Annotated in this window: 19 protein-coding genes and 1 pseudogene; 9 read left to right on the top strand and 11 right to left on the bottom strand. The window is 36.6% G+C overall.

Annotated elements, in window-relative coordinates:
- Positions 1–27: 27 nt before the first annotated feature.
- Positions 28–495, bottom strand: coding sequence for a DUF2569 family protein (locus GWI58_RS10780; RefSeq protein ID WP_094959209.1), 468 nt, complete (start codon positions 493–495; stop codon positions 28–30).
- 132 nt (positions 496–627) lie between these two features.
- Between GWI58_RS10780 and GWI58_RS10775 the strand changes: the two genes are divergently transcribed.
- Together GWI58_RS10775 and GWI58_RS10770 are read left to right on the top strand one after the other, a co-directional pair.
- A complete protein-coding gene (locus GWI58_RS10775; protein ID WP_094959208.1) occupies positions 628–1,671 on the top strand; it encodes an oxidoreductase in 1,044 nt (347 codons plus the stop codon).
- Between the two features lie 22 nt (positions 1,672–1,693).
- Positions 1,694–2,680, top strand: a complete 987-nt coding sequence (locus GWI58_RS10770; RefSeq protein ID WP_004243014.1) for a bile acid:sodium symporter family protein — start codon at positions 1,694–1,696, stop codon at positions 2,678–2,680.
- Positions 2,681–2,748: 68 nt separating this feature from the next.
- On the opposite strand, the gene add is transcribed toward GWI58_RS10770, so the two are convergent.
- Positions 2,749–3,750: an adenosine deaminase gene (add, locus tag GWI58_RS10765; RefSeq protein WP_094959207.1), complete on the bottom strand. Its 1,002-nt coding sequence runs from the start codon at positions 3,748–3,750 to the stop codon at positions 2,749–2,751.
- A 557-nt stretch (positions 3,751–4,307) separates the two neighbouring features.
- Between add and GWI58_RS10760 the strand changes: the two genes are divergently transcribed.
- Complete coding sequence (locus GWI58_RS10760) at positions 4,308–5,261, top strand: VWA domain-containing protein (protein WP_161769168.1); 954 nt, start codon at positions 4,308–4,310, stop codon at positions 5,259–5,261.
- Positions 5,262–5,342: 81 nt separating this feature from the next.
- Here GWI58_RS10760 and GWI58_RS10755 read toward each other — a convergent pair whose 3' ends face one another.
- Positions 5,343–7,016 (bottom strand): YdgA family protein, encoded by a 1,674-nt coding sequence (locus GWI58_RS10755; RefSeq protein ID WP_004251140.1) that lies wholly within the window; start codon positions 7,014–7,016, stop codon positions 5,343–5,345.
- Between the two features lie 574 nt (positions 7,017–7,590).
- Between GWI58_RS10755 and fumC the strand changes: the two genes are divergently transcribed.
- Entirely contained in the window at positions 7,591–8,988 is a 1,398-nt protein-coding gene (fumC, locus tag GWI58_RS10750) for a class II fumarate hydratase (RefSeq protein ID WP_004243002.1), read from the top strand.
- A gap of 75 nt (positions 8,989–9,063) precedes the next feature.
- On the opposite strand, the gene tus is transcribed toward fumC, so the two are convergent.
- Positions 9,064–9,993 carry a DNA replication terminus site-binding protein gene (gene tus, locus GWI58_RS10745; RefSeq protein ID WP_004248095.1) on the bottom strand — a complete coding sequence of 310 codons (930 nt, stop codon included), beginning with the start codon at positions 9,991–9,993 and terminating at the stop codon, positions 9,064–9,066.
- Between the two features lie 473 nt (positions 9,994–10,466).
- Entirely contained in the window at positions 10,467–11,732 is a 1,266-nt protein-coding gene (locus tag GWI58_RS10740) for an MFS transporter (protein WP_094959205.1), read from the bottom strand.
- 138 nt (positions 11,733–11,870) lie between these two features.
- Between GWI58_RS10740 and GWI58_RS10735 the strand changes: the two genes are divergently transcribed.
- The 3 genes from GWI58_RS10735 to bioD all read left to right on the top strand — a co-directional run bounded on the left by GWI58_RS10735 (position 11,871) and on the right by bioD (position 14,993).
- Positions 11,871–12,785 (top strand): LysR family transcriptional regulator, encoded by a 915-nt coding sequence (locus GWI58_RS10735; RefSeq protein WP_012367946.1) that lies wholly within the window; start codon positions 11,871–11,873, stop codon positions 12,783–12,785.
- 129 nt (positions 12,786–12,914) lie between these two features.
- Positions 12,915–14,126, top strand: a complete 1,212-nt coding sequence (gene mlc, locus GWI58_RS10730) for a sugar metabolism global transcriptional regulator Mlc (RefSeq protein ID WP_004242997.1) — start codon at positions 12,915–12,917, stop codon at positions 14,124–14,126.
- Positions 14,127–14,321: 195 nt separating this feature from the next.
- The gene (gene bioD / locus GWI58_RS10725) at positions 14,322–14,993 is read left to right on the top strand and encodes a dethiobiotin synthase (protein WP_004242994.1); all 672 of its coding nucleotides are present in this window, start codon (positions 14,322–14,324) and stop codon (positions 14,991–14,993) included.
- Between the two features lie 228 nt (positions 14,994–15,221).
- Here bioD and GWI58_RS10720 read toward each other — a convergent pair whose 3' ends face one another.
- The 5 genes and pseudogenes from GWI58_RS10720 to GWI58_RS10700 form a co-directional block, all read right to left on the bottom strand.
- Complete coding sequence (locus GWI58_RS10720) at positions 15,222–15,458, bottom strand: DUF1161 domain-containing protein (protein WP_004242993.1); 237 nt, start codon at positions 15,456–15,458, stop codon at positions 15,222–15,224.
- Between the two features lie 49 nt (positions 15,459–15,507).
- A complete protein-coding gene (locus GWI58_RS10715; protein ID WP_004242992.1) occupies positions 15,508–15,864 on the bottom strand; it encodes a DUF1283 family protein in 357 nt (118 codons plus the stop codon).
- A 97-nt stretch (positions 15,865–15,961) separates the two neighbouring features.
- Entirely contained in the window at positions 15,962–16,711 is a 750-nt protein-coding gene (gene ydfG / locus GWI58_RS10710) for a bifunctional NADP-dependent 3-hydroxy acid dehydrogenase/3-hydroxypropionate dehydrogenase YdfG (RefSeq protein ID WP_004242991.1), read from the bottom strand.
- Between the two features lie 542 nt (positions 16,712–17,253).
- A pseudogene (locus GWI58_RS10705) lies at positions 17,254–17,406 on the bottom strand (glycine zipper 2TM domain-containing protein); the annotation flags it as partial.
- Positions 17,394–17,792: a hypothetical protein gene (locus GWI58_RS10700; RefSeq protein ID WP_161769166.1), complete on the bottom strand. Its 399-nt coding sequence runs from the start codon at positions 17,790–17,792 to the stop codon at positions 17,394–17,396. The gene GWI58_RS10700 and the pseudogene GWI58_RS10705, both read right to left, overlap by 13 nt.
- A gap of 613 nt (positions 17,793–18,405) precedes the next feature.
- Between GWI58_RS10700 and GWI58_RS10695 the strand changes: the two genes are divergently transcribed.
- Positions 18,406–18,690: a VF530 family DNA-binding protein gene (locus tag GWI58_RS10695; RefSeq protein ID WP_004242975.1), complete on the top strand. Its 285-nt coding sequence runs from the start codon at positions 18,406–18,408 to the stop codon at positions 18,688–18,690.
- Positions 18,691–18,702: 12 nt separating this feature from the next.
- Here the strand turns inward: GWI58_RS10695 and GWI58_RS10690 are convergent, their stop codons facing one another.
- Positions 18,703–19,872 (bottom strand): XylR family transcriptional regulator, encoded by a 1,170-nt coding sequence (locus tag GWI58_RS10690; RefSeq protein ID WP_004242974.1) that lies wholly within the window; start codon positions 19,870–19,872, stop codon positions 18,703–18,705.
- 188 nt (positions 19,873–20,060) lie between these two features.
- Between GWI58_RS10690 and GWI58_RS10685 the strand changes: the two genes are divergently transcribed.
- Entirely contained in the window at positions 20,061–21,230 is a 1,170-nt protein-coding gene (locus GWI58_RS10685; protein ID WP_110229218.1) for a MalY/PatB family protein, read from the top strand.
- The last annotated feature ends 2 nt before the right edge of the window (positions 21,231–21,232 follow it).

Raw genomic sequence — 21,232 nt, 5'->3', positions numbered from 1 at the left:
TATAATATCAAGCTGAAATGTATGAAGTTATCGATCTTGTGTGAAAGTTTCACGGACACGCTTAGCATATTTGATATAAGGCACAAAGCAGACAGTTGCCATAACGGCCCATAATAGTGACTTAACCGCGGTTTGATCATCAACAGGGGCAAAACCGAAACTTTTTATCGCCAACAATAAGTTAATTAATAACCAAATAATAAATAAACGAGGAAAATTTTTAGCGCGGTAAAAAAACTGTCTTAATAAATAAGCGGTAAATGCAAACATCGCCCATGCTGTTAACACGGAAAGATACCAGCTTGATACCACATGAAAAGGTAGCTGGTGGATAATCGAAAAATCTGAAAAATATCGTATTAAATATAAAACAGACATTAAACCTAAGCCCACTATCGACAACAGCAAATAAGCCAAAGGGGCAAGTAACCAACCCGTAATAGGGGCTTTAGGGGAATGCTCGGGCAAAACGTTTGTCTGAGGTTTTAATTTCATTAATCAAAGATCCTACTATTATACTAAGTTCTAAACGAGATATTATCACAAACTTTGTTATTATTTATTTAGCTGTAGAAGTGAAAGTCATTTTTCATTTATAGAATAAAAAGATAAAAGCGGGATAGGGTTATGACAAAAAATTTAAACGTGGGGATTATAGGCTATGGTTATGCAAGTAAAACCTTTCATGCTCCCCTGATCTGTACCACTGAGGGGTTAACACTATCAGCCATTTCAAGCTCTGATGAAAGTAAAGTTATCGCTGATTTTCCTAATATTACGGTGTATGCCAACCCACAACGACTGATTGATGATCCAGACATCGATTTAATTGTTATTCCAACACCTAATAACACTCACTATACCTACGCCTCACAAGCCTTAAAAAACGGTAAACATGTTGTTGTCGATAAACCTTTTACTTTGACACTCGATGAAGCAGAAAAATTGGTACAACAAGCGAAAGAAGCTAAGAGATTACTCTCAGTTTTTCATAATCGTCGTTGGGATGCCGGTTTTCTTACCGTTCAAAAATTACTCGCCGATAAAACATTAGGTGAAGTCAGTGCCTATGAAGCGCATTTCGATCGTTTTAGACCCGCTGTGCGCCAACGTTGGCGTGAAGATGCCGGACTTGGTGGAGGACTTTGGTACGATCTGGCCCCTCATTTACTAGACCAAGCGGTATGTCTTTTTGGTCAACCTTATGCAATCACTGCTGATATTGCTCAGTTGCGCCCTAATGCTAAAAATGCTGACTACTTTCATACACTATTAGACTATGGTCATCTGAAAGTTATTTTACATGCCTCTATGTTGGTTGCCTCACCTACGCCTATTTTTGCTATTCATGGGACCAAAGGCAGTTATGTAAAATATGGTTTAGATACCCAAGAAGATGCATTAAAAGCGGGTTATCTTCCGACGGAAATGTATAACTGGGGGGCTGATCCTCAAGAGGGTGAATTAACATTATCGACAGAGAGTGGTGAATTAGTAACAACAAAGTTACCGACTCTATCAGGTAATTATCCCGCTTATTATCAGCAAATTTATCGTGCGATTGCATTTGGTGAAGAGAGTCCTGTTACTGTGTCACAGGCCATTAATGTTATGCGTTTAATTGAAGCCGGTAGCCTTTCAAATCAATCAAAAACCACAATTAAGCTGTAAACATTAGGGAGTGACGAAAACCATGTCTTGGTGGCAAAAGCTAAAAATTGACTCTTTTTTAATGATTATGATCTTGGTGGTCATACTCGCAACATTATTACCTGCGCAAGGTGAGATAAAAGTCATCTTTCAACATCTCACTACGGCTGCGATCGCCTTATTGTTTTTTTTGCATGGGGCAAAGCTTTCTAGAGAAGCGATATTGTCAGGACTTGGTCATTGGCGCTTACATTTAGTGGTTTTTGCCAGTACTTTTGTTTTATTCCCATTACTAGGGTTGGGACTACAGTTTATGGTGCCTGACTGGATGTCACCTACCGTTTATATGGGATTTTTATATCTTTGTGCTTTACCTGCGACAGTACAATCCGCTATTGCCTTTACTTCTGTTGCCGGTGGTAATGTAGCAGCGGCAATCTGTAGTGCATCAGCATCAAGCATTTTAGGGGTATTTTTATCCCCTGTGCTGGTGGGTTTTTTAATGGAAACACAAGGCTCTGCTGAGCATTTTGATACTGCGGGGGCGATACAATCTATTTTATTACAACTGATGGTGCCTTTTATTATCGGTCATTTATCTCGTCCATTAATTGGCCGTTGGGTTGATAATCATAAGATGTTAGTGAATAGAACCGATCGCTCTTCTATTTTGCTGGTGGTTTATGTTGCATTTAGTGAAGCTGTCGTTGAAGGTATTTGGCATAAAATTGACGGTTGGTCGTTATTGACTATCACCATTGTCAGTTGTGTATTACTGGCTATTGTACTTGTTATTAATATTTATAGTGCAAGATGGCTTGGCTTTAATAAAGCCGATGAAATCACGATTGTATTTTGTGGCTCGAAAAAGAGCTTGGCGAATGGGGTTCCCATGGCAAATGTACTATTTCCCGCAGCAACGGTGGGGATCATGCTATTACCGCTGATGCTATTTCATCAAATTCAATTAATGGTTTGTGCCATATTAGCTCAGCGTTATGCTAATCAAGCTAAAAAACACCATCAGTAGTCACTGTAAAAATAGAGCAAAATATAAAAATACCGCCTTAGCAATAAGGCGGTATTTTTTCGTTAATATTAACCTAAACTCACTTTTTTAATTAATGCATCACGTTCAGCTTGGCTAATAAAAGCCATAGTAAGGCCATTAATTTGTGCTTGGCGAATTTGTGCTGCGGTTAAACCCGCCGCAGGAGCAGCAACAGTATACTCATGTTTTAACTCAATACCTTCCACGGCCGGATCGTCAGTATTGAGTGAGGCGATAATACCGTGCTCTAAGAACTTCTTAAGAGGATGTTGTGCTAAAGAGGTAATCGTACTGGTTTGAATATTTGAGGTTAAGCAAGATTCAATACCAATTTGGTGCTCTGCGAGATAATCCATCAAACGGGGATCTTCAATGGCTTTAACACCGTGACCAATACGACTTGCCCCTAATTCTTTAATCGCGTGCCAAATACTTTCAGCACCAGCCGCTTCACCTGCATGAACGGTGATCTTCCAGCCAGTATCACGAGCACGGTTAAAGTGAGGTTGGAATAAATGCCCAGGGAAACCTAATTCATCGCCAGCTAAATCAAGTGCGGTGATTTTATCTTGATGTTTTAATAGACCATTTAATTCTTGCTGGCAGGCATTTTCACCAAAAGTACGGCTTAAGATGCCGATTAAACGGATCTCAACATCATAAGTGTGTAAGGCACTTTGTACACCATCAATAATTGCTTCAACAACACCTTCAATCGGTAATTGATGCTTCATGGCCATATAGTAAGGTGAAAAGCGTAATTCTGCGTAATCAATACCTGCATTAGCAACATCGACGACGTTCTCATAAGCAACACGGCGACAAGCGTCTAAATCGGCGAGTACAGCAACGCCCCAATCTAACTTTTGTAAGAAGCTCACTAAGCTAGGCTCATTTTTAGTTATCTGCACATGTGGGCGCAATGTTTCTAGCTCATAGGCAGGTAGGGCAATATTATGTTGTTGTGCTAAATCTAAAATTGTTTCCGGACGGATATTTCCATCTAAATGGCGGTGCAAATCGGTTAAAGGCAACTGTGTGTCAATCACGTGTTATTTTCCTTTTTAATAATAATAATGAAAATCCACTTGTTATCGTGATTTTCTTTTAAGGGGAATAAAGTAATAAATTGCCTATTATTATGAATGATTTTCAATTGATTCACTATAAATTAAACTAAAGTTGTTTATTTTTAATACATAAAGAGGCGTTTTTTTTGTATTTTTCGATAATAAAAATTATTTTTAAATTAATACTGTACATTTATTATCTTTATTTTTCAGTATATTTGATGCTTCTTATCAACTTGGCTGAAAATGTAATTTTTCCTTTAAAAACAAATATATCATGATTTTTGATATAAGCTATCAGATATACTGATAGGTGTTAGTAAGAATAGAATGTCTATTAGCGGAAGGGCTGATTATCTAATTATAAATAAAGTGATTGTTTTATTAATTATTGTTAATAATATTGGGATATTAAAAAATAACAAATCTATTATATTTAATAAGGAAGTGAACAAACAAAATAAAATCATAATATATTTTTGCTAGAAAAAGGCTAATCACTTTATTTTTAATATTGCATATATTGGAGCGAGAATATGAATGGAAAAAATAGTTTAATAAATAATGATAGTAATAAACAAATAGCTAAACCAATAATTCCGCCACCAACTGCTAACCCTACTTTAAGTTCACAAATGGAGACAGGAGATGGCAATGTTGCTTTAGATTTAGTTGTGGTAATAGATACAAGTGGCTCAATGGCTGATGAATCTTCTGATTTAAGTCAACAAATAGATGATGCTGTTCAAAAGGCATTAGGACGTTGCCCATCAAGTTTAAGAGTCACTTTTTTAGGAATAGAAGGTACGTGGGATAATACTAAGTTCGATCGCTCAGTGACTGACTATTTAATGACACAAGGTGTATCTGCTCACAAACTACAAGCAAGAGCGCCATTTAAAGAGGCTGATGGACGAGATCATGCTGGAAATAAAGAAGATTTATGCCGAGCCGTCATTGATGTGTGTAAATATTTCGATTGGCGAGATGGCGCTCGTCGAGCAATTTTTGTCTTAGGTGATGAAGGTATGGAAGGTGGCGGAGGTGTATTAACACAAGCCGCTGTGCTTAAAAACAATGAGGCAATAGTGGTTGCTAGAAGCGAAAAAGTAAAAGTATATACTTATCAGGGAACGCCTAATGATGATCCCTCTAATGTGGATCGCTTTCCTACTATTGTTGATAGAGATAACATCACGAAAGAGTATGTGCGCTTAGCGCAGATGACGGGAGGACGTTCTTATATATACACAACAGGTATCGCTAATTTTTCTTTAGTTCTGCAAGAAATTCTATGTGACAGTTTAACATTACCTAAACTTCCTGATCTGAATAAAGATAATTCAACGTGTCGTCATGTTTGTGAAGAGCTCTCTACTATTATATCAACAGTTAATACCCTTGCAGAAATAATGCATAAAGCGATTGATTCATGTTGTAAAGATGATTGGGGCACTCGCGAAGTGTTTAAGCCCAATTGTGATTGTTAATAACAATAAAAAGCCCCTTATCATAAGAATGGTGATAGGGGGCTTTATTGATTAGTGACTGTATGCTATCAGTGACTAAAATTAATTGTTTTCAGCAGGTGCTGCTGGGATCTCAATTTGTGGCTCTTCTATTGCATCATTTTGATCTGGCTCTTCTGAATATTCAGGATAATCAGAGTCATCATAATCATAAGAAGAAGCACCCGCACCGAATAACATCGCCGCTAAACCTAACATTTGAGGGGCTTGTGTTACTTCCATAAACTCATCAAAGCTGTAAGTTTTACCGTTCATAGTAAATTTATCAGCAGCATAGTTCAGGTTTAAAGACAGTTTATTACCGTCTTGTGATAACAGCATCAATGGCAGAGCATCTTTCTCGTCTTGAGAAATTTGATTGATATTTTGCTGTAATTCAGTTTTTAACTGTGCCATGTCGTTAGCGGTTGTTTTCTGAATTTCAGCTTTATCTTCGTCTGTTAAGCCTTTTTCAGAATAACGCATAACATCAAGGTATTGTGTGGTACTACGGAACTCCGTTAGCATTGGTACAGAAAGATCGATATTAAAATCGATATTATTAAACAATTCATTAAACAGAACTGAAGGCGCCTTGTCTTCTTTTTTCAGTGCATCAGCATTGAACGCATTTAAATCTAACTTAAAGTTTAGCTTGCTTGCGCCACTGCTATTGGTAAGCGATGCTTCATCGATACGGAATACTAAACCTTTTTCCAAAACATCACGTACAGCTTGCTCAATCATCGCTGAATTATCGTATTTATTTTGATTCCAAGGTAAGAAGGTGCTGTTATAAACTTTAGTTAATAGCAACATCGCATCTGGGTCTGCTTTATCAATTGAGTAAGCAAATTTACCCGCACCAAAATCAAAACCACCAACATTAAGAGATTTAAAACTATAATCTTGAGTGATAAAGAATAATTTATCTTTAATTTGGCTCTTAGTAGCAAGAGAAGTATCTTTTAAAGTGAAATTAGATGACTTATCTTGGCTCGTAAAGGTAATATCGCCAAAGTTCAGTGTTTGTGTATCAAATAGATATTGATCGTCTTTAACTTTAGTTCCTTCGACAGAGCCTGCAATATTTTTCAGCGTAAAGGTTTCATCATTACCTTTCTTAACAATGACTTCATCACCTTTTACTGCTGTTGAGATGTTTGTTGCATTTTTATCGGAAGAAAAATCAATCTGAAACGCAGATGTTGTTAACTGGCTACCTTCTTTGCTGTAATTAATAGGATTTATGTTAACTTTACCCGATACACTGCCATCAAACGATAAAGAAGAGTGCATATCAATAAATGATGGCTCTTTGGTCAACTTAAATAGATCTTTAGTGGTCTCATTATTCACTAAAGTATTATTCATTGCTGCTAACTTAGGAGCTAGATTAAATTGAGCAATATCAGAAAGAGGGAATGGCCCATGGTCAATATCCGTCTTAAAGAGCACTTCTTCTACTTTTTTATCTTCATCTGATTTGGCATGCTCTGAAATCACAACCGCAAGATCAGCAGTAGAAGTAAAGACGCCTTTCTTATAGTCACGAATTTCAAGTTTAATATCCGCACCTAATTGGCTTTCTTTAGCGAGTTGCGCTAATTGAACGTTAGTGCGTTTGGTTTCTTCCTGTAAGCGGCTTTCAATTTTACTGCCCATGTACCATGATGCACCGGTCCAAACAACACCTAGTGCAACAATAACACCAACAGCGACAAGCGATTTCTTCATAATTCTAGTCCATCCTCTGTGTATGCTTCGTAGCATACGTTCTTAAGATTGTTTTGCTACCCTTAAACAATCCAACAAATTGGTTTTGGTTATCAATACTCTGAATATGAATATAGATAATTAGCGTATATTAATTGCTATCTATATTCTCTGTAAATATAGATTTAGTGAAATAAGAACGCAATCAGAACTTACTTAGTTATAAGCTAACACAATGAGTTTAAAGAGAAATAATTATAGATAACTTAAATAAGGCAATTAAAGATAAAAATGTCGTTTTTTGGTCTTTTTTGGATTAAAAGTATATTTATTTAAGCCATATTTGTATTTATGATACAGAATAAAAGCTTGTAATTAATATGGTTATAAATAGAGAGCAAAAACACCAATATTATCGTGAGCCAACCTCATTTAATCAGAAAAATCAACCAATTTCATTCTGTTATAAATTTCATAAGCTCGCTTTAGCTCTCATATTTATTATTCTATTTATGGCATGATAGCTGTATCCGAGTTATTTACTAGAAAGTAATTCGGAACTAATCAATTATTCTGTGTACTTAAGGAGATTGAAATGGCAGCCACTCGCATTGAAAAAGACTCAATGGGACAAATCGAAGTACCAGCTGACCAGTTATGGGGAGCTCAAACGCAGCGTTCTCTAGAACACTTCCGTATTTCAGTAGAAAAAATGCCTGTTGCACTGATCCACGCGCTTGCTTTAACCAAAAAAGCCGCCGCCGGTGTCAATATGGATCTCGGGTTATTACCTAAAGAACGTGCAGATGCAATTATTGCTGCTGCTGATGAAGTGCTGGCAGGTAAACACCCAACTGAATTCCCATTAGCAATCTGGCAGACCGGTTCTGGCACTCAATCAAATATGAATATGAATGAAGTGTTAGCTAACCGTGGTAGTGAGATACTAGGTGGTATCCGTGGCATGGAACGCAAAATTCATCCGAATGATGATGTTAACAAAAGTCAAAGTTCAAATGATGTGTTCCCAACGGCCATGCATGTCGCTGCTGTTATCGCATTACGTCAGGATTTACTGCCGGAATTAAAATCATTACTGAAAGTATTTAAAGAGAAAGCAGAAGCTTTCCATGATATCGTCAAGATTGGTCGTACTCACCTGCAAGATGCGACACCACTTACATTAGGTCAAGAAATCTCCGGTTGGGCGGCGATGCTTGAGCATAATATCAAACATATCGAAGATTCAGTTCCTCATGTGTGTGAGCTTGCGTTGGGAGGAACGGCGGTTGGTACAGGATTAAATACACATCCTGAGTACGCAGTTCGCGTTGCTAAACGTATCGCTGAATTATCAGGTCAGCCATTTGTCACGGCTCCTAACAAATTTGAAGCATTAGCAACCTGTGATGCACTGGTTCATTCTCATGGTGCGTTAAAAGGTTTAGCTGCCTCATTAATGAAAATAGCTAATGATGTACGTTGGTTAGCATCTGGCCCTCGTTGCGGTATTGGCGAAATTTCTATTCCAGAAAATGAGCCAGGTAGCTCCATTATGCCAGGTAAAGTGAACCCAACTCAGTGTGAAGCGTTGACCATGCTGTGCGCTCAAGTTATGGGTAATGATGTTGCTATCAATATCGGTGGTGCTTCAGGTAACTTTGAACTGAACGTATATCGCCCAATGATTATTGATAACTTCCTACAATCAGTGCGTTTATTGGCTGATGGTATGCGTAGCTTTAACGAGCATTGTGCTATTGGCATTGAACCAAACCGTGAGCGTATTAATAAATTATTGCATGAGTCTTTAATGCTGGTTACGGCATTAAATACCCATATCGGTTATGACAAAGCTGCAGAGATCGCGAAGAAAGCTCATAAAGAGGGCTTAACGCTGAAAGAATCTGCACTGAAACTGAACTACCTGACAGCAGAAGAATTTGATAGCTGGGTACGTCCAGAAGATATGGTTGGTAGTATGAAAAAATAAGCAATTATACGCTTATTTTATCTAGTACAATATTGGATCCCGCTATCCCAGATAGCGGGATTTTTTTTCTATTGCTTATTTTTCAAGATATAAATGTAAGCGTGGAATAATTAATTGTAACTTTTTGGCTTTAGGGCGATGGCGAATTTGAATATTATTCACATCATAATCAGCTAATTCACCTATTATGGGCTTAAAATCCGACGCTTTATCAATATAGAAAGCTAATAATGGTAGGGGACAAGCATATTGTACCTGTTTTTGTTGCTCCGAATACCAAACTCTGGCAATAGGTTGGACTTTCACTGGACGCTTAATTTTTAATTTGGCATTTTCCGGGAGTTGTGAAAGGGTCATTATCTCTTTATCGATACGTTCAGCCCATTGTTCACTAGTATAAGGAGGTACGGCGCGATTGGCTTCTCGACTTTTTTCTAGCTGAGCTAACACATCATTACGAGTTAAGTTTTTTATAATGTTTTTATTGGCCCAGCCAAAACGTACTGTATCAGGATCAGAAAGTAGGGTGAGGGTGCGATAAGCATTAAGTGTAATTAAGCCTTTTAGCTGATTATGGACAAAATCAAAACGTTCTTCTTTCGAAATACCAGACTCTTTCGTCACAATATCTGAAAGCTGTTTTTTTAATGAATTAATGCTCTCTACTTGTGTTTTTACATTCTTAAATACAGGATTGCTGACACTAAAACAGAGTACCCCCGGTAAACGTATCGCACGCTTGCTACTGACATGTGGGGCATTATCATAGATAAAGAGATTGGTCATTAATTTTAAAGAGAGTTCTAAAGCATCAAGATCATAACTAGGTGACACTGTAACATTTGTTATCTCATCATGTTCATCTTCTTTACTTACCTCAGGTAATTCAAAAACCGCAGAAGGAAGTTGCTTTAACTGACGAAGAAAATCGGTAAGAGCATTGATTTCTGTTTCAAGTTGTTGAAAACAGAGATTAAATCGCTGTATTGCATCATATTTGCTCATCTCTATAACCTTATTTAGTTACAACATACAATTAGCCGTTATTAAAAACAATACATAAACTTCAGTGGAATGTATATCGTCTAGTAGGGTGAAAATTAAAAAATCACGCTATACTGTTTATTTATACAGTATAGCGATAAAAGGGCACTTTGTAGATGATATTTTTCTTAAATATCGTTATATGCGGTTTTTTTAAGCTAGCTTGGTTTTATTTTTAATCTTCTTCAGGAAGGGTAATGAGAAGCTGTATATTCATCTACACAATCTGGCTTAGTCGGTGGACAGTTGTCTACTGTGGCAACAGATATAGATGTAAATAATAGTGTTGCTAGTATTATTGGTAATTTTATTAAAGTCATGGTTGTTGTCCTTTTCAAAATAGAGACTCCATACTAAAAAAAGCAAAGTAAAGTCACAATTTTCTTTATTATCAATAGGTTTTTATAAATTAACAGATAGAAAATTATGACTTTTTATTGTGCTATTCGATTAAGGCGCAGTGCGATTAATAGTGCTGTTAACATTAAAAAAGCAATAAACAAACCAACACCAAGCCAACCAAAATTGACCCAGAAGATCCCACCTAGTGTTCCCGCAATACTCGAGCCTGCATAATAGGTAAATAGATAAAGAGAAGAGGCCTGCGCACGTCCTCGTTTAGCTCGACGTCCAACCCAACTACTTGCTACCGCATGGGCAGCAAAAAAACCCGTAGTTAAAATAAGCATACCTATAAAAATAATTGCCAGAGAGTCAAACAGTGTAATTAATATACCCGCTAGCATCATAGAAACACCGGCAATAAACACTTTACCTAATCCATATTTATTGGTTAATAAGCCTGCTTTCGATGCACTATAAGTTCCACTCAAATAAACAATTGAAATTAAACCAACGGTTGTTTGAGTTAATGAATAAGGTGCATCTAATAGGCGATAACCAATATAATTAAATAAAGTTACAAACCCTCCCATTAACAAGCCACCTTCAATAAAAAGAAGAGGGAGTCCTTTATCTCTAAAATGCAATTTAGTTGTGATAAGAAGATTACGTAGTTTTAAGGTCGCTGGCCTAAAATGTTGTGATGTCGGCAATATTCGCCAAAAAATGATAGCAGCAACAAGGGCAAAAATACCTAAAATAATCACAGACACACGCCAAGAGTAATAATCACTCAAAACACCAGTAATAACACGACCACTCATACCACCAATAGAGTTACCGCTAATATAAAGCCCCATCGATAAGGCTAGATAAGCAGGATGGATCTCTTCGCTAAGATAGGTCATCGCAACGGCTGCAACACCACTAAGTGATAGTCCTACGAGTGCTCGTGTAATTAAAATCCCCGTCCAGCTATTCATCATGGCACTTAATAGTGTGAAAAAAGCCGCACAAAATAGCGCAATAACCATCACATTTTTTCGACCAAACGCATCAGAAAGAGGCCCTGTAATCAATAGACCACAAGCCATAAGACCTGTAGAAAGCGATAAAGCAAGACTACTGGTTGCTGGGGTGACTGAAAATTCTTTTGATAGGATAGGTAAGATAGGTTGCACAAAGTAGAGTAATGCAAAAGTGGCTAAACCAACCATAAAAAATGACACTGTCACTTTTATATAAAGCGCGTCATCACGCTGGATATAGTGTTTCGGACTGTTTGGTTTAGAAGTGGTGTTGATAGAAACATCTTCTTTTAGGGCCATGTTTTTGCTGCTTATTTCATGAGTGTCCATAAAAAGTGGCTATCCAATACTTAAATTTGATTTATATCAATGTTAGAAACATTTGATTTTTTTGTCTAATATATTAATCATTAGCAATAAGACTTTTAAAGTATCAATAGGCATTTACATCAACGAATAATACAAATTATGAATATAGAACTTCGCCATTTACGTTATTTTATTGCTGTTGCTGAAGAATTACATTTTGGTAAGGCAGCTGAGAGATTAAATATTTCCCAACCTCCTTTAAGTCAGCAAATACAAGCCTTAGAAAGTGAGATAGGGGCTCGTTTACTTGAAAGAACCAATCGTTCTGTTTCGTTAACCCCGGCAGGACAAATGTTTTTAAAAGGATCCTATCAAATTATGGCACAAGTTAAGGCGGTAGCGACACGAGCATCAAGAATGGAAAAAGGAGAATTAGGTGAAATTTCAATTGGTTTTACCTCAACAACACCTTTTATGCATTTGGTTACGTTAAGTTTGCGTCAATTTAGGGAAAATTATCCTGAAGTCGGTATTCATATGCATCAAATGAATACCAAACAGCAGATATCACCATTATTAACTGGCCACATCGATTTGGGAATTATGCGTAATACGGTGTTACCTGATAATTTGCACCACCAGCTCCTATTTCGTGAACCTTTTATTTTGGCAGTTTATGAAGGGCATCCTTTACTTGCATACAAAGAAACAGGCGTAAATATTCAAGATATTGGGCAATATCCTTTTGTATTTTTTGAGCGAGATGTAGGAACGGCGCTTTATGATGAAATTATTCAATTGCTTAGCCTTGCGGGAATTACACCAACGATAGCACAGGAAGCCGGAGAGGCGATGACCATCTTGGGGCTTGTTGCTGCCGGATTAGGTATTTCTATTGTGACAAAATCATTTACCCGCATGAAAGTTGATGGTGTGCATTATCTGCATTTTGCTAATTCGAATGCTTTCTCTGAAGTATGGTTAGTTTCTCATAACAAACGAACGATCCCCGCTGCGGCCAATAGGTTGACTCAATTATTGCTAAAAAATATCTTAGAAGATCAAAAATCTTGATTTATATGTGCTTTCCATCACGATTTTTATGTAATTATTGTACAATTATCACAAACTGACGACATAATCGAAAAATAATTATTTAGAGCTTCGAATTAATTACGGCTTTTTTATTAAGGATAAGATGAAATGGGGATCCCGCCTAGCCATATTGATCATGTAAAACAATTTAATCTTGGCACTGTTTTTCGATTAATTGATGAACATGGTCCTATTTCTCGCATCTCATTATCTAAAAAAGCAACACTTGCGCCTGCCAGTATTACTAAAATTACGCGAGAATTAGTTGAAGCACACCTTATTCATGAAACAGAATTTCCTGGGTTAGGATTTCGAGGACGGCCGGCTGTTGGTTTAAAGTTAGAGAGCAAAGGGTGGCAATTTTTATGTATTCGAGTAAATAATGGTAGCCTACTTTTTAGTTTAAGAGAGCTAGATAATCAATTAGTTGTTGAAGATACCTTCGACTTTCCTAAACAAAATAGTGATGCTTTTTTGCATCATTTCCTTGCTGCAATAGATACATTCTTTCAACGTTATCAATCAAGAGTAGAGCGCCTTACTGCAATTAGTATTACCATGAATGCAATTGTTGATCCGATTAGTGGCGTTATTTATAGCTCTCCTTACTATGCTATCCAAGATATCCCGCTGGCTGATAAAATTCAGGAAAAAACAGGTGTTGCTGTTTTCTTACAACACAGTGTAACAGCTTGGACAATGGCTGAATCACTCTATGGTGCAGCCAAAAATAACACCGATATTCTGCAAATTGTTATTGATGATATTGTTGGTGCAGGGGTTGTGACTAATGGAAAGACATTACATTCAAACAGCCATAGTGCCGTCGAAATAGGGCATACAAAAGTTATTGATTCACAGACACAATGTTATTGTGGTGCAAAAGGGTGTTTAGAAACGGAAATATCGATCCCTCAGTTAATTAAAAAAGCACAGCACTTGGCGCAAGAAAATCCCACCTCAATACTTAATCAATATCCGATTACGGTAGAAACGTTATGTGATGCTGTATTAATTGGTGATAAACAAGCATTAGACATAATTAATTTAGTGGCGCAACGACTTGGTTTTATTTTAGCCGTGATGGTCAATATTTTTAATCCTCAAAAAATATTAATAGGTTCACCTCTATGTAGAGCAAAATCTGCACTTTTCCCCCTGATCCTTAGTAGTATCCAACACCATGTATTACCTAGATATGCCCATAATTTGGTTATTGAAGAAACAGAATTGCGCAATAAAGGCACATTGCCAGCGGCATCACTAGTAAAAGAAGCCTTATATAATGGCTCATTATTACTTGAGTTAATGCAAGGCTAATAATAATACAATAAAGTATAATTAAAGTATTATGCATAGAGAAGTAGGCCAATTGATCACTTACATTACCCTATTTTTACTCAATTAACTAAAAAATTGAGCTAACTCAAGCCACCATAAACAGTGTTACCCTAAACTCTAATCTCTGTCATTTTTCGTAAACCTGATTTATCTGTCATAACGGAAGTAAATTATATGTTAACACGCTTGTTTGTTACGGGGACAGATACCAACATAGGTAAAACTGTTGTCACCCGAGCACTTCTTCAGTCAATAAATCGTGGCGGGACAACAGCAGTGGGCTTTAAGCCTATCGCAACCGAATTACATGAAACGGTTGAGGGTAATCGTAATCGTGATGCTCAGATTATTCATAATTCCTCACCTATTGACGCTCGCTACGACGAAATTAACCCTATTTTGCTAGAAAATTGTTATGTAAGTGAAAATGCAATAGACTTCCATCAAATTTCAAGTGAACTAAATAATTTGGGCCAAAAAGCTGAATGCGTTGTTATCGAGGGGAATGGTGGTTGGCGCTATTTACTTGATGATAATACTTTTTATTCAGACTGGGTGGCTAAAGAAAAAATTCCTGTTGTTCTAGTGGTTGGGATCCAACCTGGTTGTGTCAATCACTCAATTCTAACCGCGCAATCTATTATTAATGATGGTTTAGAACTAGTTGGTTGGGTGGCTAATAGAATTAATCCTGGGTTACCGCACTATGCAAAAATTGTAGAAAGGTTATCTCAGCATATTCCAGCTCCATTGATTGGTGAAATCCCGTATTTATTGCGCCCTGAAGAACGCGATCTCTCTTGTTATCTTGACTTAAGCCAGTTAGAAATCGCTCAACCCGCTTAGTTAAGGTCAATCAAAGAGAATAACAATAAGTTATTTCTATTCAATAACTTATTTCCTATTAATATTTAGTTTTACTTATTACTTATCAACGCCTAATGGGTTAACTCATTGGGTGTTTTTTATTTAACAATGAATACTAAATATTAATAGCCTAATCGCTATTTAGGTTAAAAAAGAAAAGGGCACACAAAGTGCCCTTTTTAGCTATTAATTCTATTAAATCAATGATTAATGGCGAGTATAAATGATTTTTTTAGAATCATTTTCACAAGTACCTACAACTTTACCTTCAGTCTGTGCAACTTGATCATTTTCAACCACTGTTAGGGTAAAGTTAGCCGCAGGAACACCATTATTTTCAATTTTTTGTTGAATATCTTGAACGACTTCATCACATCCAGCATTTGCGGCTAAAGGTGCAAATGCGAACAATGTAGCCAGTACTGCAAATAGATATTTTTTCATAACATTTCTCTCCTTGCTTGATTTCTAAAACATCATTGTTTTATTTATATTAAGGGTTAATTGGGCGACCAGTATTACTGTCTAAACAGCGACGTGTTTCTGGCTCCCAGTAAGCATAGATATTGGCGCTTTTTAAACAAGCATCACGCTCATCAATAGCTTTATCTATTTTATTAAACTCAGTTTTTTCGCGTTGGTTGATTTTATTACGGAGATCGCGTTTTTGATCCCAATCTTCTTTCATTTGTCGAGCTTGCTCTTTATCTAAAACATTATCATAGCCATTGCCATTAATGGTTACATTTGTTGAAGCTGCAACAGAAGAAAAAGAAGACACGGATAAACCAAGAAATAGTGAAAATAGCAGAGTCCTTGTTGCTTGTTTCTTAGTTAACGTATTTATCATAATGGCTATCCTCTAAAATTATGTAGCACTGAACAATGACTATTTTATATCAACAAGTATATATGATCCCTTAACAAAAAATGAGTTTTCAGTGCGTTTAATTTTGTCGGTGCACACTTAATCCGGCAAAAGATTGACTGACGGGCATCATCTCAAGCGTATTAATATTAACATGTGCAGGCAATGTTGCCGTCCAAAAAACCGCCTGTGCAACATCTTCAGGAGTAAGAGCATCTGCTCCTGCATAAGTTTGTTCTACTTTATCGGTATCACCTTTAAAGCGTACTAATGAGAACTCAGTTCCACCCACAAGACCGGGTTCAATATCAGTAACACGTATTTTTTTACCTTGAAGATCGGCACGTAAGCCTAGGCTAAATTGCTTAACAAAGGCTTTGGTTGCACCATACACATTTCCCCCCATATAAGGCCAAGAAGCCGCTGTTGAGCTGATATTAATAATATGCCCGACATTGCGTTCAACCATTGAGGGTAGTAATGCACGAGTGACATGCACTAAACCTTTATTATTAGTTTCGATCATAGTATCCCAATCATCAAGATTGGCTTTATCAGCGGTACTTAATCCTAAAGCGAGTCCTGCATTATTGACTAATACATCAATTGAGCGCCATTGTTCTGGTAATTGGTGATAAATTTCACTGACTGCTTTTTTATCGGTGACATCTAATTGTAAAGGATAGAATAGATCGCCCAGTTCTTGATGAAGAGCTTGCAGTTTATCAAGACGTCTCGCAGTACCAATAACTTTGTGTCCATGGTTAATAAAGTGACGAGCAATAGCTTCTCCAAAACCTGCAGAAGCACCGGTGATAAATATAATCATTTACTTATCCTCATTGTTTTAATCTTTGAAAGTAAAAAGCGAACGTTAACAAGAGTCAAGTTGAAAAATGCAGCTTTGAGATAAATCAGGGGAAAGATAAGGTTCTTTGCCAATGTAAAAGATTTTTAACTTTAATCATCACTGAGTTATACGTTTTTCACTACTGATCAAAGTGGGTTGAAAGGGGGGGGTTTATTTAGTGTCACAGTAGAGAAGGTTTAATATAGAGGTGTCATAAAAAAGCTAGGGCAAAACAAATAGGCTTAATAAAAACATGGTTACAACAATAATCACGACGCCTATAACGGCAATGGTAAGTGTGGGAGATAAAAGAAAGCAAAAATAACAGAGTACAAAAGTCACCGCGATATGGAGCAGATCGCTAAACTGATGATAAAGACAAATAATCAAATTTTTAATTTTCAATAGAGCCGTTCTTACCATCATTTACCCGTAACTATGACTACTATATAGGTTATTGCTCGAATCTGAGCTTATAAAAATTTATAAGCTCAGTTTAGCATAGTAAATAACGGTAATAGTTATTTTTTGCCAACTTGATGGCCAATAACACCACCTAATACACCGCCGCCAATAGTTCCTAATGGACTACCATCTGTTAAAATTGCACCACCTATGGCACCAGCACCGGCACCAATTGCTGTATTACGATCGCGTTTTGTCATGCTTGAACAACCCCATTGGGATTGGATATTCTTGCATCAGGGTCATAAACAAAGCAAATCAATGATTTGCAGTTGGGGTGTGCAGTGTAGTGGGCTTTATCTATTATTAATTGTTCACCGACCTCTTTTGCCTTTAAATTTTTTCTTGTTTTTTTGACCTCAATAATAATATTTTCATCCTTTAATAAAAAATCAACCCTTGATGATGAACCCGCGTAACTTGGTGTATATTCCTCTTCTCTAATATCATCAAAATGTAATTTTAATAAAGCATGTAATAAATCCTGAACATCATATTCATCTTCAATCTCAAGAGTAGATCTATCGCTATGTCTTGATTGTAATTGCCTTGCGACACTATGAAATTTATAGCAAATATTTTCAATAATACGCATTGGATCAGCTTTTAATGTGATGTCTGAAAGGGTGCGGTAAATGATTACCTCTACAGAAAATTATTTGTGGAGGGGGATTTATGCAGTATTGAAGTGATAAACGATCACAAATATATTGAACAAACTAAAGGCTATTTTACGGTTAGATTTATAGTTACAGCAAAGAGCAATATCAACGGTAGAAGTTTGAAATAATAAATAAAAATATTAAGAATTATTATTGGATAGATGTCTTTGATTCTTATGATAGCGTCACGGGCATCAATTTAACTGACGGTATAAACATCTAAAAAGGCTTTATTAAAATCCTTTCTAAAGTAGTATCTGATAAAAAGACAAAAAAACATTGGATCCAACCAACATAATCAATCAGCCAAAAACAGAGATTTCAGCGGCTATCCGTATTTACCTACCATTGTTCGCATAATGTATATTATGTTAAATGGCATGTAATAACCAATAACTTTATGGATGCTTTCTTTTAATGATTTATGGATTGTAATTTATGATTTTTAACCATAATAACAATATAGATGGCTTTATACTTTGGTTGTCTCTTGTGTTACTTTCTTGTACTCTGCTACGCTTTATTATCAACCTATTTGAGTAAACCATGACAGAAGCTCGTTCTAAAGATCCACTACACGGTATCACGCTTGAAATGCAAGTTAATGCATTAGTGGCTAAATATGGTTGGGTTAAATTAAGCCAACTAATCAAAATTAACTGTTTTAGAAACGAGCCAAGTGTAAAGTCGAGTTTGAAATTTTTGCGCAGAACTCCTTGGGCGCGCTCTGAGGTAGAAGCACTATATCTAAATCTTGTTGAAGAAAACCTTGATGATACAATCAATTATTCTGAAAGTGATCCTTGGGCAAATAGTCGCTATAAAAAATAATTGTTATTTTTATTAATTCTCATCTCTAAAATCCTTTGGTGTCATGCCAAACTCTTTTTTAAAAATAGAGTAAAAATATTGTAACGACGGATAGCCACACATCAAAGAAATCTCTTGTATTGATAATGTTGTTGTGGCTAATAAGTTTTTCGCCCTTTTCAGCTTCTCTTCATAAATCACGGCATGGATAGTCTTCCCTACTTCTTTCTTAAAACGCTGTTCTAAATTAGAACGCGACATATTTACAGCGTCTAACACTTGCTCAGTTTTTATTCCTTTACAAGCATTGTAATAAATATAGTGCATTGCTTGTACAACAGTAGGATCACTAAATGAATGAAAGTCTGTTGAGCGACGTTCAATGATTTTTACTGGAGGAACTAATATTCTTGGTAGTTGTTCGGTTGGATGCCCTTCTAATATTTGATGCAGAAGCTTCGCGGCTAAATATCCCATTTGTCGTGAACCTTGTACTACAGAAGATAACGCTATACGTGATAAATAACGTGTCATATCTTCATCATCAATGCCTATAATACTGATTTCTTCAGGCACATTAATATTTAAGTTATCACAGACTTGCAGTAAATGACGCGCTCTGGCATCGGTGACGGCAATAATGCCAGTTTGTGGTGGTAACGTTTGTATCCAGTCAGATAAACGATTCTGTGCATGTTGCCAATTCTCTTGTGTGATATCCATACCGTTATAAATGATGCCAGGGTATTTTTCGCGAGTAACTAATTGCCGGAATGCATATTCTCTCTCATTAGACCAATGCGGGTAGTTTTTTGCCGGTAATCCATAAAAAGCAAAATGTTTAAGCCCTTTTTGCTTTAAATGTAAAAAAGCTTGATGAATCAATTGGTAATTATCAGTAGCAATATACGGCACAGAAGGATAATCTTTTGCTTGATGATAAGAGCCACCGACACCAATAACAGATAAGGGTGATTGGCTCAAATGTTGAGTAATAATGGGATCGTCAAAGTCTGCAATAATGCCGTCACAAACCCAATGATTAATATTATCAAGACGGGTGCGGAAATCTTCTTCAATAAATACATCCCAATGGCACTGTGACGCCTGCAAGTATTCACCTACCCCTTCAACAACTTGTCGGTCATAGACTTTATTAGCGTTGAATAACAGCACGATACGAAAGTATTTATCTTTTTTCATATTAGATCACCCACTCTTCCATGTTGGCCATTAAACCACAGCTTTGTATTTGTCAGCATTCTCCTTCGTGGCTATGTGATTACTATCACACAAGTCAGATTTCGTAATAGCAAAGTAAAAAATAGGAATAACCAAGAGTAAGTACAACGAGTATTTTGTTGTTAAACCACATTGCCGAGGGGATTTTCATGAATCAGAATAACTTTAATAAATTAATTTCTAGGCAAAATACCTACAGTGCTAAATGGTGCAACAGTAACGCCAATGTTATTCCATTATCGGTTGCCGATATGGATATTTCTGCACCAGATTTTATTATTAATAAACTCAGTCAGTTTAATTTAACCGGTATTTATGGCTATACCGATCTTAGTTCTGATTGGAATAATGTTGCGGTAAATTGGTTTAAATCTCAATATGCTTGGCATGTTACACCTGAATCTGTGGTGTTTTGCCCTCGCATTATCCAAGCCGTCTCTCTCTATATTCAAAATTTTACTCAAATTGGCGATAAAGTGACAACCTTGTCACCTGCTTATCATCCTATTAGCAATACAGTTTGTGTAAATCATCGCCAGCTACTAGAAAGCCCCTTAATTTATCATAATGGGCGCTATGAAATAGATTTTGACGATTTAGAAGATAAATTTAAACAATCTGTCTGTTTTATATTGCTCTCTCCCCATAATCCAACCGGAACAGTATGGCAACAAGCTGATTTATTAAAAATTGCTAAACTTGCTGAAAAATATAAAGTTTTTATTATTTCTGATGACGTTCATGCTGATTTCGTTTTTGATAATGCCATTTATCGACCTATATCAACTTTAAGTAGCTATGTAGAACAACACTCTTTTATTTGCACATCACCGGCTAAAACCTTCAATTTAGCGGGGCTTGAAATAGCCAATATTGTGATTGCTAATCCAGAATATCGTGAGAAATTTAAACAATGCTTAATTGCCGCAGGTATTCATAATCCTGGTTACTTCTCTGTCCCTGCTTTCTTACAAGCTTATACCTTACAAGGTCAACAATGGATCAAGGAGCTTAAATATTACCTTGCTGAAAACAGGCAGTGGGTAAAAGAGCAATGTGCACGTTATTTTCCTGATTGGGTTATCACTCAAAGCCATGGCACCTACATGCTATGGATCAATTATCAAAAAATGCAGTTAACCGAACAACAATTAAAGCATTGGTTTGTTTCATTAGCCGAAGTAGAAATGAGTTGGGGGAGCGGTTTTGGTGCGGCTGGGGATGGTTTTTTCCGCATTAATGTTGCTACACCTCGTTCAATATTAGAAACCGTTTTTACTCGGCTTATTCGTACCTCACCTCACGCCAGTTTGGAATAAAT

The organism is Proteus sp. G2674, from assembly GCF_009915195.1.
Taxonomy (GTDB): domain Bacteria; phylum Pseudomonadota; class Gammaproteobacteria; order Enterobacterales; family Enterobacteriaceae; genus Proteus; species Proteus mirabilis.
The sequence above is the reverse complement of the archived record's forward strand: the minus strand, read 5'-3'. Positions and strand labels throughout refer to the sequence as shown.

Coding starts and splice junctions, on each gene's coding strand:
- bioD (WP_004242994.1), top strand. CDS start 14,322: ATGTTAACACGCTTGTTTGTTACGGGGACAGATACCAACATAGGTAAA.
- GWI58_RS10720 (WP_004242993.1), bottom strand. CDS start 15,458: ATGAAAAAATATCTATTTGCAGTACTGGCTACATTGTTCGCATTTGCA.
- ydfG (WP_004242991.1), bottom strand. CDS start 16,711: ATGATTATATTTATCACCGGTGCTTCTGCAGGTTTTGGAGAAGCTATT.
- GWI58_RS10760 (WP_161769168.1), top strand. CDS start 4,308: ATGAATGGAAAAAATAGTTTAATAAATAATGATAGTAATAAACAAATA.
- fumC (WP_004243002.1), top strand. CDS start 7,591: ATGGCAGCCACTCGCATTGAAAAAGACTCAATGGGACAAATCGAAGTA.
- mlc (WP_004242997.1), top strand. CDS start 12,915: ATGGGGATCCCGCCTAGCCATATTGATCATGTAAAACAATTTAATCTT.
- GWI58_RS10740 (WP_094959205.1), bottom strand. CDS start 11,732: ATGGACACTCATGAAATAAGCAGCAAAAACATGGCCCTAAAAGAAGAT.
- GWI58_RS10780 (WP_094959209.1), bottom strand. CDS start 495: ATGAAATTAAAACCTCAGACAAACGTTTTGCCCGAGCATTCCCCTAAA.
- GWI58_RS10770 (WP_004243014.1), top strand. CDS start 1,694: ATGTCTTGGTGGCAAAAGCTAAAAATTGACTCTTTTTTAATGATTATG.
- GWI58_RS10690 (WP_004242974.1), bottom strand. CDS start 19,872: ATGAAAAAAGATAAATACTTTCGTATCGTGCTGTTATTCAACGCTAAT.
- GWI58_RS10775 (WP_094959208.1), top strand. CDS start 628: ATGACAAAAAATTTAAACGTGGGGATTATAGGCTATGGTTATGCAAGT.
- GWI58_RS10715 (WP_004242992.1), bottom strand. CDS start 15,864: ATGATAAATACGTTAACTAAGAAACAAGCAACAAGGACTCTGCTATTT.
- GWI58_RS10685 (WP_110229218.1), top strand. CDS start 20,061: ATGAATCAGAATAACTTTAATAAATTAATTTCTAGGCAAAATACCTAC.
- GWI58_RS10735 (WP_012367946.1), top strand. CDS start 11,871: ATGAATATAGAACTTCGCCATTTACGTTATTTTATTGCTGTTGCTGAA.
- GWI58_RS10700 (WP_161769166.1), bottom strand. CDS start 17,792: ATGCGTATTATTGAAAATATTTGCTATAAATTTCATAGTGTCGCAAGG.
- GWI58_RS10755 (WP_004251140.1), bottom strand. CDS start 7,016: ATGAAGAAATCGCTTGTCGCTGTTGGTGTTATTGTTGCACTAGGTGTT.
- tus (WP_004248095.1), bottom strand. CDS start 9,993: ATGAGCAAATATGATGCAATACAGCGATTTAATCTCTGTTTTCAACAA.
- GWI58_RS10695 (WP_004242975.1), top strand. CDS start 18,406: ATGACAGAAGCTCGTTCTAAAGATCCACTACACGGTATCACGCTTGAA.